The sequence below is a fragment of the Micromonospora sp. RTBAU3-60 genome, from assembly GCF_054963695.1.
The window spans coordinates 1-16,350 of record NZ_JBUEGB010000100.1; the positions used below are offsets into that span (position 1 = coordinate 1).

A 16,350-nucleotide genomic window follows, 5' to 3' on the forward strand; every position below is an offset into this window, starting at 1 on the left:
ACGGCCCACCACCATCACCGACCTGCGCGGCCACACCACCGGCCACCCGCGGCCGAACACCACGACCAGCACCGACACCAGCGCGTTCCTGCTCGCCTCCACCACCACGCCACGCGGCCCGTCCCACGCGATGCAGGCAAACACCGACCCGGCCGGCTCCCGCAGGCAGCCATCCGATCCAACAGAAAATAACGGCTCGACTGGTCCTGGCCCGGCGCCTTCGGCGATGGATTGGGCCGCTGACGAATACTCGCTGGCAGAGGCCGATCTAACGACACCAAAGGATCTCCCGGATTGGCTGCCGCCGCAGTCCGGCGGTGCCACGCCGGCCCTGCAGGGCAGCCGGGCCCCGGACTGGCCTGGCGATGCGGCTGAAACCCCTGCCGAGACGGCAGCATCCGGGCCGCCGGCGAGCGAGGTGTCCGGCATCGATCTCCCGGTTGGCAGCGCGATCTCGCACATTACGCCATGGGAATCAGAGATTCATTGGTGGCTTTTCAACAGCATATCCATCGATGACACAATGGGGGCGGATCAGCGATTGCCCGAACCCCTGGGTCTTTGGGTCGGCGGTTCGGACAATACGCTAGGTGGCAAGGAGGTGGATCTCAGCCCGGGCACGGCGATCGGTCTGCTGGTAGGAGATCGGTGGCGGCGGGTCGGAGACGATATCGTCACATACATTTCCGTCGTGGTCAGTGCACCGTTGGTCGACGGATCCGGATACGCCTACCGGCTCGTCGAAACGAATTGGGAAAGCAGCAATTCTGCTGCGCTCACGCACCAGCTCACCCAGCGTGTGGCTTCCGCGCTGGCGCCGCTGCCAGCTCCGCAACCCGTGCCAGACTCCCGACCCTCGGACCCGCCGCCAGGAGTGTCGCAGACATTCGAGGGGTGGGCTAAGGAGGTGTTCGGCATCGATCTCGTGGCGGGCACCGCGACGTCGAACAACGCCTTCTGGGATTCGGCGCTTGACATCTTCAGGAAAGACTTGGAGAAGTTGGGCGTCACCAGTTCGGCTGGACAACGGCAAACCGCCGCAATGAACGCCAGCAACATCATCCGCCTGCGCGCGTGGGTGACCCGCCTACTCGCCGCCGACCTCACCCAGGTTGGACCGTCGAGGTTCGCCGAGTTTCTTCCGTATCCGGAGCAGGTGTCCGAGCGGGAACGAGAGGCCCTGCACCGGCAGTGGCTCGACAAGCTCGCAAACCCTCAATCCTGGGATTGGGACGTCGCGCATGTGGGTCCTCATGTTGTGGCCTGGGGGTTGGACCGGCCGATGCTGGTTTACCATCCGTTCGGTGAGCCGATCAGGATCGGCCCGTCGCCCGGTGACGGTGTCATCCCACAGCCGGTCGTATGGTGGAACGGCATCTACATCGTCGTCGAAAATCCTGCAAACCCAGACGGTGCCCCCATCGAGGCCTTTTCCCGGCCGTCGGTGTCCGACGGCGAGCAGCGCCAAAAGGATGCCGTGTTCAAGGATGAACTCGGTCGGCTGCAAGCGGAAATCGCCATGGCGGAACGGAATTACCCCAAGAAACACTGGCCCATCCTGCGACACATATTCCGCCGCAATCTCGCGATCATCGATCAACGCCCCGCCGACCCCCCCAAGCGGGCCCACGACATAATCAATGAACATCTCCGATACCTTGACAGCCTCCTCAAGAAAGACAGCGGCTGGGTAGACGAGAACCCAGGGGCCAACCTCGACGACTCATTCACCCTCCCCGTCACCGTCTTCGCCGGAAAGGACGGGCATCCAGAGTTAGCCATCAGGCTGGACGGCGATCATTTTTATCTCGGTTATCTCGGCCGAGTGGCTTTCCCGGGCGATGCGGTCGATATCCGTTTCGACAACGAAGGTGTCGGTATTATCCAAATCCCGTACACCGCGGACGACGGCAGCGAAGAACTCATCTACAGAAAGACCCACAAGTTCACTGACAGTCAGCTGGGAAAACTGAAGGAGAAGGTACCGACCGGTCCGGTGTGGAAATTCCAGGAGGAGGAGCGGGAGTCCCGCGACTACTTCTACTACACGACGACCTGGAGATCCAAAAAATCGCGATTGTCCACCCATCTCGGCACGAAAAAAATCTACCCTTATATCCCATCCAGGGGCAAGGTGGTCGACGGAAGTTGGTTCATCTTCCGGGAGGGGGAGGTCCTTCTCGAACTCGGGTATGACGGGAAAGGTCGACCCTTCGCGGACGTGGTAATGCCGGCCAACATGACCGGGATCGGAAGGCCCCTGTACCTGGAACTGGTCGACCCCGCCCCCACCGCGGACGACATCGAGCGGCTGCGCAGAAGTGTGCCGTGGGAAACAGCGGATCGGTGGAGGCTTTCTCCCGAAGCGATATCTACCAATACCACAATTGATCGGCAGCGGCGATTGCGCGGAAGTCTGCGTCTTAGCGTCGGCGGTTCGGACGAGGCGGTAGATGGAAAGAAGGTGGATCTCAGCGACGGCACGGCGGTCACCCTGCGGACAGGACGACTGTGGCTCAGATCGGACGCCGACAAAGACATTTACTCCTCAACCCTTTGGACTGTGGTCAGGGCACCGTTGGTCGACGGATCCGGATACGCCTTCCGGCTCATCGACACGCAGCCAAAGCCGCGCACCAAACGCAAACAGCAACCCGAGTTGCCATCTGGGCCAGCCCCGAAACGTCAGCACACCGGGGGTGGGTCGAGCGCCGAGGGTAGGTCGTTGTTGCCTGGGGGGTCGGCGGCGTTCGAGCGGCGGTCTGCCGGGGGTTCTTCGGGCCCTGATGGTGTTAGGGATGTCTCGTCGTCGGCGGCCGCGAGCCTGGGCGCCCCGGTCGAACCGCGGGTCGACGGTGGTGGCACCGGACAGTCGCCGTACCTGGCCTACCGGTCGGTCACCCAGGCCGATCCGCCAGTGGACGCCGCCGATCTGCAGCCGCAGACCGGCGGAGCGGGCGGGTCCCTGGGCTTGCCGGCAGCGCCGACACCGGTGCACGAATCTTTGGCGGAGGAACCAGGGGGACCACCGGCGCCGGCAGGGACGCCTGGTGTTGACCTGTTGAGTCATTATGCCGATGACCTGCGGGGATTGCCCGATATGTCGGCACCATTGGCTTTCCCGCATTGGCTGACGGAGACCGACGAAGCACCGGAGCCGGTGGTCGCGGCGACCGGGCAGGCCGTCGCGGCGGCCGAGTCCGCGCGGCGGGTCGCCGACGGGGTCGATCAGACACCGGTGGGCTCCGACAACAGCCACGACCCGTGGTGGTGGTGCGTACAGGCCACCCTCGACGCCTACACCACCACGTACGGACGGCCTGGCAACCGGGCGGTACTCGACGACCGAATCATCGGACCCGACGGCCGACCCGCACCCACCCGGAGCTGGCCGCAACTCCTGGACGTCCTCGGCGCGACAGACGAGCGCGTTGCCCACCGCGACGGAGTCACATCGGAGGACGTACTCGCCGCCCTGCGAGCGGCACCGGGATCGATGGTCGTGGTCAAGGCCGCACCACCCAACGGACCACAACACGTCTTCGCCCTCCACAGCCAACCACAACCATCCGGACCACCGACGATCAAGGTGCGCGACGGCCTGGTGCCCGGCGCCGAGGACCGACCCGAACCGTCCGATCCGAAACGCGACCCGTGGCTCGGACACCTGTTCGCATCGAGCACCCGACTCGCCGTGTTCGACAGCACCGGGCGACCCACCACCATCACCGACCTTTTGCCCGACCGCACCACCGCACACCCGCGGCCGATCACCACGACCCGCGTCGACCCCAGCGCCATCCTGCTCGCCTCCACCAGCACGCCACGCGGCCCGTCCAAGGCGATGCGGGCGGAGACCACCTCCCCCGAGCTTCCCCTGGTCCGGTTCGGCGTGCCCCGCGACGGTCTCGACCTGCTGTACGCGTTTATCGCCTCTAATCCGGCCCTGGTCCGCACCGCGCTGGGCACGCGGCTGCCCGCCGATCTGCAGGCGTTCCTGTCCGATCCGGTTAGGTTGCGGGCCGCTGTTGCCGAGTCGGTTCGTACCGGGGTGCCGCAGGGGTCCGAGCTTGGTCGGGTGGCCGAGTTGTTGCCGGGCCACGTGTTGGGCTATCTGGAGGAGAACGCGGGTCGGTTGCCGGCGGACGTGACCGCGCAGCGGGATGCCTTCCGGCCGCAACACGAGTGGGATGTGGCGGCGCTGAGCCCCGATCAGGTGCTGCGGCGTCTCGGTGACCTGATGGACGCCGGTCTCCTGGACCCGGCCGCTGTTCGGGCACGTCTCGACGAGATACAGGCGAATCCGGCGGACGCCGGCCGTCACCTGTTCGAGGTGTTGATTGACCCCGATCGCCAGCTCGACTCCGGGGAACTGGCGGCGGTGAAGGCTGCCGTGAACGACTGGGCGAACCTGTCGGCCACCCCGGCCGGCCAGTTTCTGGCACCGTTGCTGGCGCATGCGACCGGTGCCGGGATGCAGATTTCCCAGGTCGCCCCGGACGGGGTGCGGCCGGTGGGCGGGTACGGCCCGGCCGGGGGCGCCCCGGTCAGTCTGGCCCGCGTGGCGGCCGACCCGGAGCGGCCGGGCGTCCACTTCGACGCGTTGGTGCCGGAAACCCCTGCGGCGGTCGAGCCGTCGGCCGTACCCCCGCAGCAGCTCGCGCCGACCCCGCAACCGCCGGCCCCGGCCGCCGACGACGGTCAACAACAGGTCGTCCAGTCGGCCAGTGCGTCTGCGGACGCGCCGCTGGTCGTGATGGCCGAGGGGCTGCCGGAGAGTCTGCGGCTGCAGCGCGCGGTGGGCGGTGTGCTGCTGCACGACAGGGACACCGCGCCCGGCCCGATCAGCTCGCGGGTGTTGGCCCCGACCGGCCCCGGCCCGGCCATCCTGCTGCACTCCTCGGTGCTCGACCCGGACAGCCTCGGTGCCGCGCTGGCCGGGCTGCGGGCGCAGGACGCCACCATGGCTGTTCTGCACTGGCCGCAGGACCAGCCGGTCGGCGTGGCCCGGGCGCTGGAGGTCACCGCGCAGGGGCTGGGGCCGCAGGCCATGTTGTCGGTGCCGCGGTCGGCGCTGCGGGACCGGCCTACGCCCAGTCCGCGGATCGTCCCGTTGGACGCCAACGGCGAGGTGACGTTCTTCAGTGGGCGGCCCGAGCGGTATCTGTTCCTGCCCGAGGTCGCGGGTGTACCGCCCCGGCCCGCCCCGTACGGGCTAACCGAGCAGTCGCCCGGCGTGTACGGGCTCGGTGACGGTTGGGTGGTGTGGGACGGCGGTAGCCATCTGTGGATCGGGCCGGCGACTGAACTTGACCGGGTACGGCGGTTGCTGCCGGGCACCGGTGGCTGGTTGGCCGAACCGGCGGTGTTCCTGGGCTGGGGGGCGGCTCCGCTGCCTGCCGAGGTGCGTCACCGGGTGGGTCGGATCTTCGGGGGTATGCCGGCCGCGCCACCGACGCACCTGATCACCTCGGGGATGGGGCTGGACCGGCGTACTGTCGTCCCGTCGGAGGTGTCCGGTCTGCCGGCCGGGGTCCAGTTGAGTCACGTTCCGGGTGGGGTGCTCGCCCATACCGGTCCGCGGCCGCCGGCCGGTGCCACGACGCTGCACTGGTCCGACCTGACCAGCCCGGACCGGCCCCGGCTGGTGGTGGACGAGTCGGTCGGCGACCCGGTCGCCGTCGTGGAAGCCGTGAGCCAGGCACTTCCCCCGGGGGCCGATTCGCTCCAGGTGTTCGTGGCGCCCCCGGCCGCCGGCGCCCCGGGCACGCCGCCCGATGCCGCCGCTGCGCAGGTGGCGGACCGGTTGCGGGAGCGGTTCGGCGGGCGGCTGGAGTTGGTGCTGCCGGTCTCCGTGGTGGGCCGGCAGCCGGCCGGTGTCGACGAGCTGATCCCGATCGACGCCCGGGGGCAGGAGACCTTCCCGGCCGCCGCGCACGCCTGGCGGGTGCCGCTGCGTTCAGCGCCGCCTCGGCAGCCTGGGCCGCTGGGCTTGAGGCCGGCTGCCGCGGGTGGGTTCGAGGTATACCGCGGCTGGACGGTCCGGGAGCACACCGGGGTCGTCCTGTTCGCCCAGAACGGCACCAGCCCGGACATGCTGTCCCCCGACGCCCTGGCAGCCCCCGCGACCGGGGTGGCGGTGGTGATCCAGTCTCGGGGTGGTCCCATCCCGCGCGAGGTGGCCGACGCGGCGGCCCGGCTGCTGTCCGGTGTTCCCGAGGCCGACCGGGATGTCCGGGTCTTCGGCAACGAGGCCAGCGCCGGCCCGGCCGCACCCGACGCCGACGGGTCGGGTGGGCAGGCGTGGACGCCGCCGGCCAACCCGGACCGGCGGGCGCTCGCGCTGGGTGATCCCAAGGCGGAATTGCCGGACCTGGACCGCATCGAGCAGGCGCTGCGCGCCGACGCGGCCCGGCGGGGCATCACGGTGCCGGCCAGCGAGTGGGAAATGCTGCACGAGCTGCTGCTCAACAACTACCGGCAGGTGGTCTCCGAGGACGGGTACCTGTTCTCGTTGGGTGGCATGGAGGTGCTCGCCCGCCTGCGACCGGGCGGCCCGCGGCTCGTCCCGAACCCGGCCGGCTCGTTCGACACGAAGACGCCCGGGTTGTCGCCGGATGGCACCGGGGGTGGGACGAGCGCCAGCGACGACTTCCACGCCAACCAGTTCACCCAGGGTGTTTTCCAGACCGGTGCGCACAGCCAGGCGGACGGCGCCAACACCCGAGCGGTGCGGCTGCGCGGCGGTTTCAACGTCGACGTGCCGCTCGGCCCGACGACCCACGGGGGACTTGGCGCCAACGCCACCCTCAACAAGGTCGACAAGAAGACCTCCCACCTGGTCGACGCCGAGAAGGGCCGGGTGCTGGACACCCGCGCGGATTCGACGTTCTACGAGTACGCCGAGCCGGGGTGGTTGATCGAGACGCGCGGCGACGGGCAGCCGTGGCAGGCGCTGGACCTGCCGGAGCCGCCGGACGGTCACAAGCCCGCCCCGCTGCTGGTGGCGATCCCCGACCACCTGCTGAAGACCGCTGGCGAGCAGGTGGTCGCCGACCTGCCAGACGACATGCGGGACAACCTGACCCGGTTGCCGGAGCTCTTCTCCGCCAGCAACATCACCGGCCTGAACGAGTTGTACGACCACCTGATCGCCGAGCTGCGTGCCGACGGCTTCGACATGTCCATCGACAGTCCGATGCGTAAGGATCTGCAGCGCAAGCTGTGGAACCTGGAAGTCCACCTCGACGTGGCGGTGAACGACCGGCGTACGCCGGCGGCGGACGGTGATGCCGGCGCGTCGACCCAGGGCTTCCAGTTCACCGTGCACGACCGCGGGTTCGCGGCCGCCAGCATCCGGGTGTACGCCCGCCGGGTCGGCGACTCCCTGCAGGTGGGCGTCGGCGACGGTGACTCCACGCCGGTGGGCGATGCGGGCGTGCCGCTGGGCGAGGCCAGCGACAAGGCCCACATCGAGAAGGTACGTACCGGGATCGTGGGGCAGGGCGGCGAAGTCACCGTCCAGCAGTCCGGTGGGCTGTCGGTGGGTGGCGCGGCCGATCTGCCGTTGGCCACGCGCTGGAACGATCCGCAGGTGTACAAGGAGAAGGCCAAGCTCGGTGTCTCCGCTCGCGCCGGGATGAGCTGGACCAGCAACGACAGTGGTGGCGTCACCCGGGCGTCGCTGAACGTGGTGGTCGAGCGGCACACCGGTTACACGGTCAGTCGGGAGACTCGGCTCAAATTGCACGCCGAGGTGGCCACCTCGCGCCGGCCACGGGACGGGCACCGGCGGACGCCCGAGGTGGACGGGTCGGCGGTGGTCCGGATGTCCGAGCTGGACGCCTACGACCACGGGTTCAGCGTCGACGCGGCCGCCTTCCGCCCCGATTCCATCCCCGGGCTGGCGGATGGTGTCCCGGCCCCGGTTCCCGCCACGGGCGGGCGGCCGCAGCGGGTGCCGCACGACCAGTGGCGGCAGCGGCTGCGCAACGTCGGCCCGCATCCGGAGGACACCGGCGGCAACCTGGTGCCCCGGCACGTTCTGGAGGGCAGTGGCAGCCTGGGCCAGTCCCTGCCGCAGGTCGACAAGCGGGCGGTACAGCAGATCCGCGCCGGTCTCATGCAGGTGCTGGCCGACGAGGGGTTCCTTCCCGCGGACGTGGACCGGCCGTGGGCGCATGCGGCGCAGAGCCGGCCGGCGACCCCGGATCCGGGTACGCCCACCGAGGAACAGCCGCTGCTGGGCAGGGCGATCGAGGGAGCGCGGGACGCCTACGACGAGGTCGTCCACCCCGACACCGACGCCGCGATCGACAACCTGAACCTGCTCAGAAAGATGGTGAGCGGCGACGGTCTGGAGTCGCACTTCCCCGCGCTCACCCAGGGCGGCTCTGCCGTCCCCGAGGCCCCGGAGGGCGAGCCGGCCCCGGCGGCCGCCCCGGAGGGTGAGCCGGCCCCGGAGCGGCCAGCGGGGATGACCGTCACCCTGCACAGTTGGCGTAACGGGGTGATGCAAACCGCCGTGGTGGCCATCCACGCCGTCCCCCGGATCACCGTGGACGTCGACGCGGACGGCAACTCGGTGCACTTCGACCGGCTCACCGACGAGTTGAGCGTGGTCACCCTCGCCATGGCGCTCGGCATCGCCGGCCAGGGCGCGAGCGGCAACCAGGGCTGGTCGGGGGAGGGCGGGCTGGGGGTCGCGATGCCGCCGGGCGTCGAGTGGCTTCGTTCCGTCGGACTTATCGGCGGGTCGGTGAGCCGCAACGTCGGCGCCGCCGAGCGGTTGACTCGCATCGTCAACCGCCCGGAGCTGAAGGAGTACGGCGGCCGGGTGATGCTGTTCAACTTCCCGTACGACTTCTTCTGGACGGTCGAGATCAGCGACCGGGACGCCCCGATCACCTCGCCCGAGCCGGTCCGCGGCAACGTGCGCGCCGCGCTGCTGCCCCTCAACTCCGATCCGGCCACCTTCAGCGAGGTGGCCCCCGTCGACACCGAACCGTCGGTGCTCAACCAGGGCGTCGTGTACTTCCTCGACACGCACGGGCTGCGCACCGCGGTGCGCAACCAGTTGCCGCCGGACCTGACCCGGCCCGGCCGACCGATGGCCGGGCCGGTGGACGCCGTGGCCAACCCGATCGCCGTCGAGGCGAACTTCAAGGAGATCCTGGACGGCAATTACGCCACCACCACCCTGGTCGAGCCCGGTTTCGTGGCGAACACCGAGGCCGCGATGTCGATCGGCGTGTCCCACATCGGGGGGGCGCAGTTCGTCGGCGCCACCCCGGACCAGTACGTCACCGGCCTGATCGAGCTGTACCTGGCCGAGGCCGGCAACGCCGCCATCGAGTCGTTCGCCAAGGCGCTCAACCTGCCCAACTTCGGCCTCGAACGCAAGTTCGGTCCGCTGACCATCAGCTTCGGCGGATCGGCGGGCGTGAAGGTGAGCGAGAGCAAGATGGCCGAGATTAAGCGCGTCGGCGGCCTGGAAATGCTCAAGCTGGCCTTCGGCCGGGGGTACGCCTTCGTCGCGCCCTACGACATCAATGTCCGCGCCGGCCTCCACAAGCAGGTCGGGTTCGTCGTCAGCCAGGTCAGCGTGCCGCGCGGAGCCGACCTGCAGGGCCGCACGATGCTGTTCATCCTGCCGGAGGCGGAGGCCCTGGCGCAGTACGCGGCCGGGAAGCTGCCGATCAGCGATTCGCAACTGCTCGACGCGATGGGCCGGTGGTCCCGCGGTGAACTGGTGCTCAGCGGCAACACCGTGGCCGGGCTGCTCAGCCGGTGGCGTGGCGAGCTGGGCGGCCGCACCGTCGCCGGGGTGCCCGACCTCGGCGCGTACCTGGTCCAGCACCGGATCCAGACGTGGGCGCACACGCTCGCCGACCGGCACGTGGACCTGGCCCAGCGCGGCGCGGTGCTCGACCCGCGCCGCCGCGGGCAGTTCGCCGCCGACTTCGGGATCGTCCTGGACCCGAACGTCAACCCGTTCAGCGCGCTGACCATGCCGCCCTACCTGACCCGTACCGGTGACCGGACGCTGGGCCACGCGGGCGTCGACGAGGTGGCGCTGTTCACCGGGCCGGCTCCGGCCGACGGCGGGCCGCGCCCCACCACGACCATGCTGGACGCGGTCCGGACGCTGATGGACACCGTCAGGCCCGGGCTGCTCGGGGCCAGCCACGCCAACTGGCCGGAGGCGGGGACCAGCTGGGGCGTGCTGATGTTCTCCCCCGACGAGTCGGTGGTCGGCGCGCTGCCCGGCAGCCTCGAGTCGCTGCAGTCCACGCTGGCCGGGCAGCGCGCCAACATCGTGTTCGCCGACATGCTGAACCGGTACAACGGCGTGACGTTCTACTTCGTCCACCAGCGGGGCCGGATGGCGGCCCAGGTGTTCAAGTTGAAACTCTCGGCCATCCTGGACGGCCGGCCGCAGTACACCGGCTGGGAAGACGCTTACGGCATCGAGAACTATGCGCACTTCTACGACGAAACCGCTGAGATCCTTGGGAAGGCGCTGGGCTGGAACCTCATGCCGGGCAAGTTCGGCTTCTCAGTCGACGGCAGCCCGGTGGCCGGCGCCGGGTCGCTGTCGTTCGCGCCGGGTGGGGCACGCGGCGCCAAGGCCGGCAGGAAGACCATCCGGGAACGGACCGCCTACGACTGGTCGGGGCACTACCGGGCCAGGGGCAAGGTCAAGATCTCCCTGGAGCTCAGCCGGTTGCACATGCACGGCTGGCAGCCGAGCTACCTGCTGAACCACATGATCACGGCCCTGAGCAGCGCGACGGACCGGGCGTTGCACCACGCGCCCGCCGGTTTCGCCGACTGGATCTCCCTCGCGCCGGTGGAGCCGGTGCAGACCCATCACTACGAGGCGCGGATCGACTTCAAGGTCCCCCGGGGGCAGGCCGAGGCCACCCCGATGCCCCGGTCGCCGCGGCTGGACCTGCGCGCGCTGCCGAAGCTGGCCGGCGATGCCTACGTCAGCGGCGTCATGGCCGACGACCTCTACCCGGCCGCCCGGGAGCTCATGGCCAAGGTGCTCGGCTCGCACGCCAACGACCCGGCCTACCGGGGCAGCATGGCGCTGGACGGCCTGCTGTCCCGGCTCAGCGTCGACAACCTCCTGTCCGACGCGCTGCGCGACTCCGGATTCCTGCTCGGCTCGCACCTGTTCGTCGGGGGCGAGTCCAACAACCGGGTGGCCATGCGGTTGTTCGTCGAACTGCATGATGTGCTGATCATCAGCAGGCTCGGCAAGACCACCGGTACCGGCCGATACGACAAGTCCCTGCACGTCACGTCGGCCAGCCAGTCGCGTAACCGGTGGCGGTCCAACCTCGACGGGGAGGTGTCGTACGCCAGGCCGCTCGGCGCGACCGACATCGGTGTGCAGGAAGACAAGACCGTCAGCGGCAAGTTCACCACCGGCGCGAACCGGACCGCGCCGGCCAGCCACAGTGCCACCTTCGATAACACCAAGCGTATCGAGGACCACCTCAAGACGGTGGAGGGCGATACGTACCTGGTCCAGATTCGCACCTCATCCCGTCTCGTCGCGGTCCCGCATCGGCACAGTGCGTTCCACCGCGACGCCGGCCTGGCGCCGATCGGGCCGGAGCGGTTCGCGGCCGACGACGCCCGCAGCACCGGTTGGATAAGCGGCACGAGTTTCCACGAGATGCACGCCGGCGAGGTACACGATCTCCTGCGCGCGCTCTCCGAACCGCACGACTGGAAGGCCAACAATCCGGCCGGCTGGCCCGCGCCGGCGGCCGACGCGCCCACGATCGGTCTGGAGGGCCTGCTGCAACGGGCCACCCCGGCGGGCATAGCCGCCGCCCCGGTGGCCGGCCGTGTCATCGAGGCCGGCGATTTCGACCCCGACCAGGCGCCCCAGCACGCCGCCCTGCTGATCCGCGACCAGATCGGCAACCACTACGACCCGGTCAGCCCGCTGCGGCTCACCGCCAGCGCCGCCGAGCAGGCCCGCCGCCGGTACGAGGTGACCTTGGACTGGGCGGTGGGCCACCTCCAGCGGCTCAACGCCACGCAGCAGGACACCGCCAACCTCGCCGAGCTGACCGGCTGGAAGAACCAGGTCGGCAAACGCGCGGTCGGCGCCGCGCTGCCCGCCACCGACGTGCGGCAGTTCAACGAGCGGATCCCTGAGATCGTCGACCGGGTACGGGCGGTGCAGCCGCCCGGCTCCGCGCCGGTCACCCCGCCGGAGGAAGTGGAGCTGCTGGCCCAGGACCCGCGCACCGTGGCCCGGGTGGTGGCGTTCGAGCTGAAGACCCACCTCGACCTGACCGTCACCGACGACCAGGGCACGGCCAGCCGGTACCGGATCGACCCGCAGGGCTGGATCGTCGAGCTGCGGGAGGGCCAGGACGGTACGTTCGCCCCGGTCACGACCCCCGAGGTGATCTCCCGCCTGGATCGTGATCTGAAGCTGCGGGCCAACGCGGCCGGGATCCGCTGGCAGCGGCAAAGCAAGATCTACCAGGAGCTGCTGGGGCGTACCCCGGTGCAGATGGACGCCGCCGCGGAGCTCGGCCCGGAGCTGGAGACGCACATCCGGCAGGCACGCGCCGACGCCGACGACCGCGCCCGCGAGTGGATCACCGAGGGCCTGCCCGCCCGATCGGCGAACCCCCTCGCGGCCCACACCACCCGGCACGACACCGACACCCCGCAGACGCGGGCCGGTCAGGCGCGGCGGCTGCTGGCCCCCGCCCTGCCCCCGGGCTGGACCACCACCGGGCCACTACCCCAGGCGCCGGACACGCTGCGCCCCGGCACCCGACTGTGGATCACCCGCCCCCAGGGCGCCGCCGCGGCACGTGTCGACGCCGACGGCACCTACCGGCTCTACGACCCGTTCGCCCTCGGGACAGCCGAGCGGACCCTCGACGCCCAGCAGTTCCAGGACGTACTCGCCGGGGCGCAGGCCGTCACCCTCGTCGAGCCCGACGCGCTGACGAGCTGGCTGCTCCACGACGGCAACTGGGCGGCGTCACGACAGTTCGCGGAAGACAACCTCCCGGCGCTGCGCGCCGACCCGACCGCGGCACGGCTGACCCGAGACCAGCAGCAGGCCCGCCAGAACACGACCCCGGCGCCTTCCGGGAATCCGGTCCTCGACCGGCATCGTGCGCTGCTCGACGCGATCCGTGCCGGACAACTGACGGCCGCCTTCGACTACCTCGACGCCGCCGACGCGGCGGCCCGGCACCGCGTGCTCGCCGACGCGGTGGCACCCACCGACCCGACCGTCCCGGCCGGGCTGCGGGCGCTGGCCGACCTCGTCGACGCCGACCCGCGCGTGACCCAGCCCCGGCCGGAGCGGGAGGCCGTCTCCGACGCGGGCATCCTGCGGGCCGTGGCCGACATCCTCGACCCGGCCGTCGGAGCACTGGACACCTTCCGGGCCATCGCCTCCGCCGCGTGGACCATCAACCCCCCACAGAACTGGCCGGACACCCTGCAAACCCTGGCCGACCGGCTGCCCACGGCAGCCGGCCGGGACGTGGCGACGCTTCGCGACGCGCTCGACGTCAACAAACGGATGCACTACCGACACGTCGCCAAGCTGCTCCACGACCTGACCCCGGACGCCGCCAGCCAGGTCGCCGCCGCGGTGACCGCGTCCGGGACGACCGCCACCGACCTGGCCAACGCGTGGCGGGACGCCTCCACCCCCACCGACCTGATCCCGGCGCTACCCGCACCGGCCGTCACCTGGACCGGGACAGCGGACACCCCACTACCGCCCGCCCACGTCGTGCATCATCCGATGCCTGCGGCATCCGCCTCCCTCGACCGGTGGCTCGCCATCGGCGGCTGGGACGACTCCCGCGACTTCCTCGACAAACACCGCACGGACCTGCTCTCCGACCGGGCACACAGCGAGCTTCAGATCCGTCGGGCGGGACTGCCCCACGACGTCGACCTCGCCGCCCGGGATGCGCTGCTCACCCTGGCCCGCTACGGCCACCTCGACGACGGATACCAATACCTGCTCGGCCCCACCCCACCCACCCCGGCACCGGCCGGGACCCCGGCCCCGGTGCCTGCCCCGGCACCGGGGGCGCCGACCGGGCGGCAGGAGATGCTGACCAACCTGCTGGCCCGGCCAGACCTGGCCGACCCGGCCGCCGTGTCCGCCCTCGGCAACCTGGCCGCCACCCTCGACGGCCCCGTCGATGCCGTCGACGCGGCGATCCTGCACCTCACCGCCGACACCCTCGCCGGCCTGAACGTTCCCGACACCGCCGTCACCACGCTGGTGCGCGACGCCCGTCAGGCTCTCTCCGCGCCGCAGCGGCAACAGTGGGCCGAGACGATCGGCAACCTCGCTGCCAACGCCACCGGCACCCGTGGGCCGGCACTGCGCCACCTCGCCGATCGGCTGTTCACCACGGCACCGGATCCCGATCCGGCCCCGGCCGCCCCGGATGCCGAGGCTGCCCGGGTGCGGCAGGTGACGCGGGAGCGCCTCCAGCAGGCCACCCAGGAACTCCAGCGTGCCGTCGACGACCTCGACCAGGCCCGCCGGGACGAACGCGACGCGCAGGGTGCCCGGGACGCCGCGGCGGAGTCGCTCGACGCCGCCAGGACCGCCGTCACCACCGCCGAGGGCGAACGTGTCCGGCTCGAGGAGAACATCGACCACCTCAACCGTGCGATGCCGGAACTCGAAGCGGACGTGACGCGACGAGAGGGGCTGGAGTCAGCGGCCCGGCAAACGGTCGACGACCTCGCCACCAGGCAGGACGAGCCACGGCGGGCCGCCGCCCAGGCACAGCTTGACCAGGCGCGGCGGGAACTGGACGAGGCCCGCACGGCGCTGGAGAAAGCCACCAGCGACCTCCGGGACGCCGGACAGGACCTCGACCGGGTCCGCTCGGAGCTGCCGGACCTGCGTCGGCAGGTCGAGGTCGCGGGGGAGGAGTTCCGGGCCCGAGACATCTCCGCGCAGGCGCACACCAACACCGTCCGGGTGCTCGACGAGGCCAGGACCGCCCGCGAGGCCGCCCGGGACGCGGCGCAACATCAGGTCGACGCGATGGCGTTGCCGGTCTCACCGGCCCCGCGCGGCACCCCCGTCATGGACATCGACGCCGCGCTGGCCGACATCGCCGGATCCGGCCACGGCCGGTCCGTCGTCCAGGAACTGGACCGCCGGGTACGCACCCAGCACGGCGGCACGCCCCCGGCGCGGGTGGTGCTGCGCACCGACCCGGCCAAACAGGCCGACAACGCCGCGACCGCCCCGGCGGACGAGACGGCCGTACACGAACTGGACCGGGTGCAGCTCGCCCGGGACCTCGCCGTGAGCCTGGACACCCCGGTCGAACTGCGGGTCTACGGTGGTAGCACCGCCGAGCCGCCGTACCTCGCCTACCCGGGCGGGGAGGTGGTGCGGCTGGACGCCACCGGCCGCCCGGAGACCCTCGACGACGCCGTGCGCCGGCTGCCGCCGCCCCTCCAGGCCGCTCTGGCCCCGCACCGGGGCCGGCCCGATGTGGAGTCCCGGCTGAAGATCCTGCACGAGGCGGAGATCGAGTCGCGGCACGACTTCGCCGCGGCCGTGGCCGCCCTGGTGGAGCACCTGAACCGGTACCAGGGGTACCTGGCCCACCGGTGGGTCACCCAGGCCGTTCCGCCGGTCGACGCCGCCGGCCTACGAGCGTTGGCCAGTGGCCTGGACACCGCGGCCTGGCCGGCACCCACCGGCACCCCGCCGGCCGGGTCGGTGGAGACCGGCCGCCCCGACGACGTGGCCGCCGCCTGGTTGGCGTACACCCCGCAGCGGCGTGCCGAGATGATGGCCGACCTGCTGGACGACGCCCCCGGGCTCGGGTTCACCGTGGGCAGGCCGACCCGCGATCTGCCGGCCGATCAGCGCCCGGGTACCCGGGCGCTGGCCGTGGCCGGGTCCACGGCCGCCGCCGGCGTGGTCCTGCCCACCACGCAACTGCACTGGTACGAACCCGCCCGCAACCAGATCCACACCGGCAGCATGCAGATGCTCGGCACCTGGGCCAAGGCCCGGGCCGGCGAGGACGCGGGACCGGACGACATCTGGTACATCGTGCTGACACCGAACGGGACCGACAACCCGCACGACCCGTCGGCCCTCGCGCGCCACGTGGACGTGGCAGCGCGGACCACGTCGACGTCGACCCCGCCGGTTGAGCCAGACCCTTCCGCGGACGTGGCCGGTGCGGTACGCGGTGATGTGTCGTTGCCTGGTGGTGCGGCGGCGTCGTCGCTTGGTGGGGTGCCTGGCAAGCTTGGCGAGCCGGCCGTTGCGGCAACTGGGCCGGCCGTCGC

General features: G+C 70.9%; 2 protein-coding genes and 1 pseudogene. 1 reads left to right on the forward strand and 2 read right to left on the reverse strand.

Translation table 11 applies throughout. The features are described 5' to 3' along the window. Positions 1 to 1,087: 1,087 nt before the first annotated feature. Both ACY34I_RS37745 and ACY34I_RS37750 read right to left on the reverse strand, forming a co-directional pair. Positions 1,088 to 1,648 (reverse strand): hypothetical protein, encoded by a 561-nt coding sequence (locus ACY34I_RS37745; RefSeq protein ID WP_462759963.1) that lies wholly within the window; start codon positions 1,646 to 1,648, stop codon positions 1,088 to 1,090. A 126-nt stretch (positions 1,649 to 1,774) separates the two neighbouring features. Then, a complete protein-coding gene (locus ACY34I_RS37750) occupies positions 1,775 to 1,942 on the reverse strand; it encodes a hypothetical protein (RefSeq protein ID WP_462759965.1) in 168 nt (55 codons plus the stop codon). Positions 1,943 to 4,078: 2,136 nt separating this feature from the next. On the opposite strand from ACY34I_RS37750, the pseudogene ACY34I_RS37755 reads away from it, so the two are divergent. Then, positions 4,079 to 16,350: pseudogene (locus ACY34I_RS37755) on the forward strand (hypothetical protein); the annotation flags it as partial.

Bases quoted from the DNA above. Each gene is read 5' to 3' on its own strand.
- ACY34I_RS37745 (WP_462759963.1), bottom strand. From the start codon at position 1,648: ATGTTCATTGATTATGTCGTGGGCCCGCTTGGGGGGGTCGGCGGGGCG.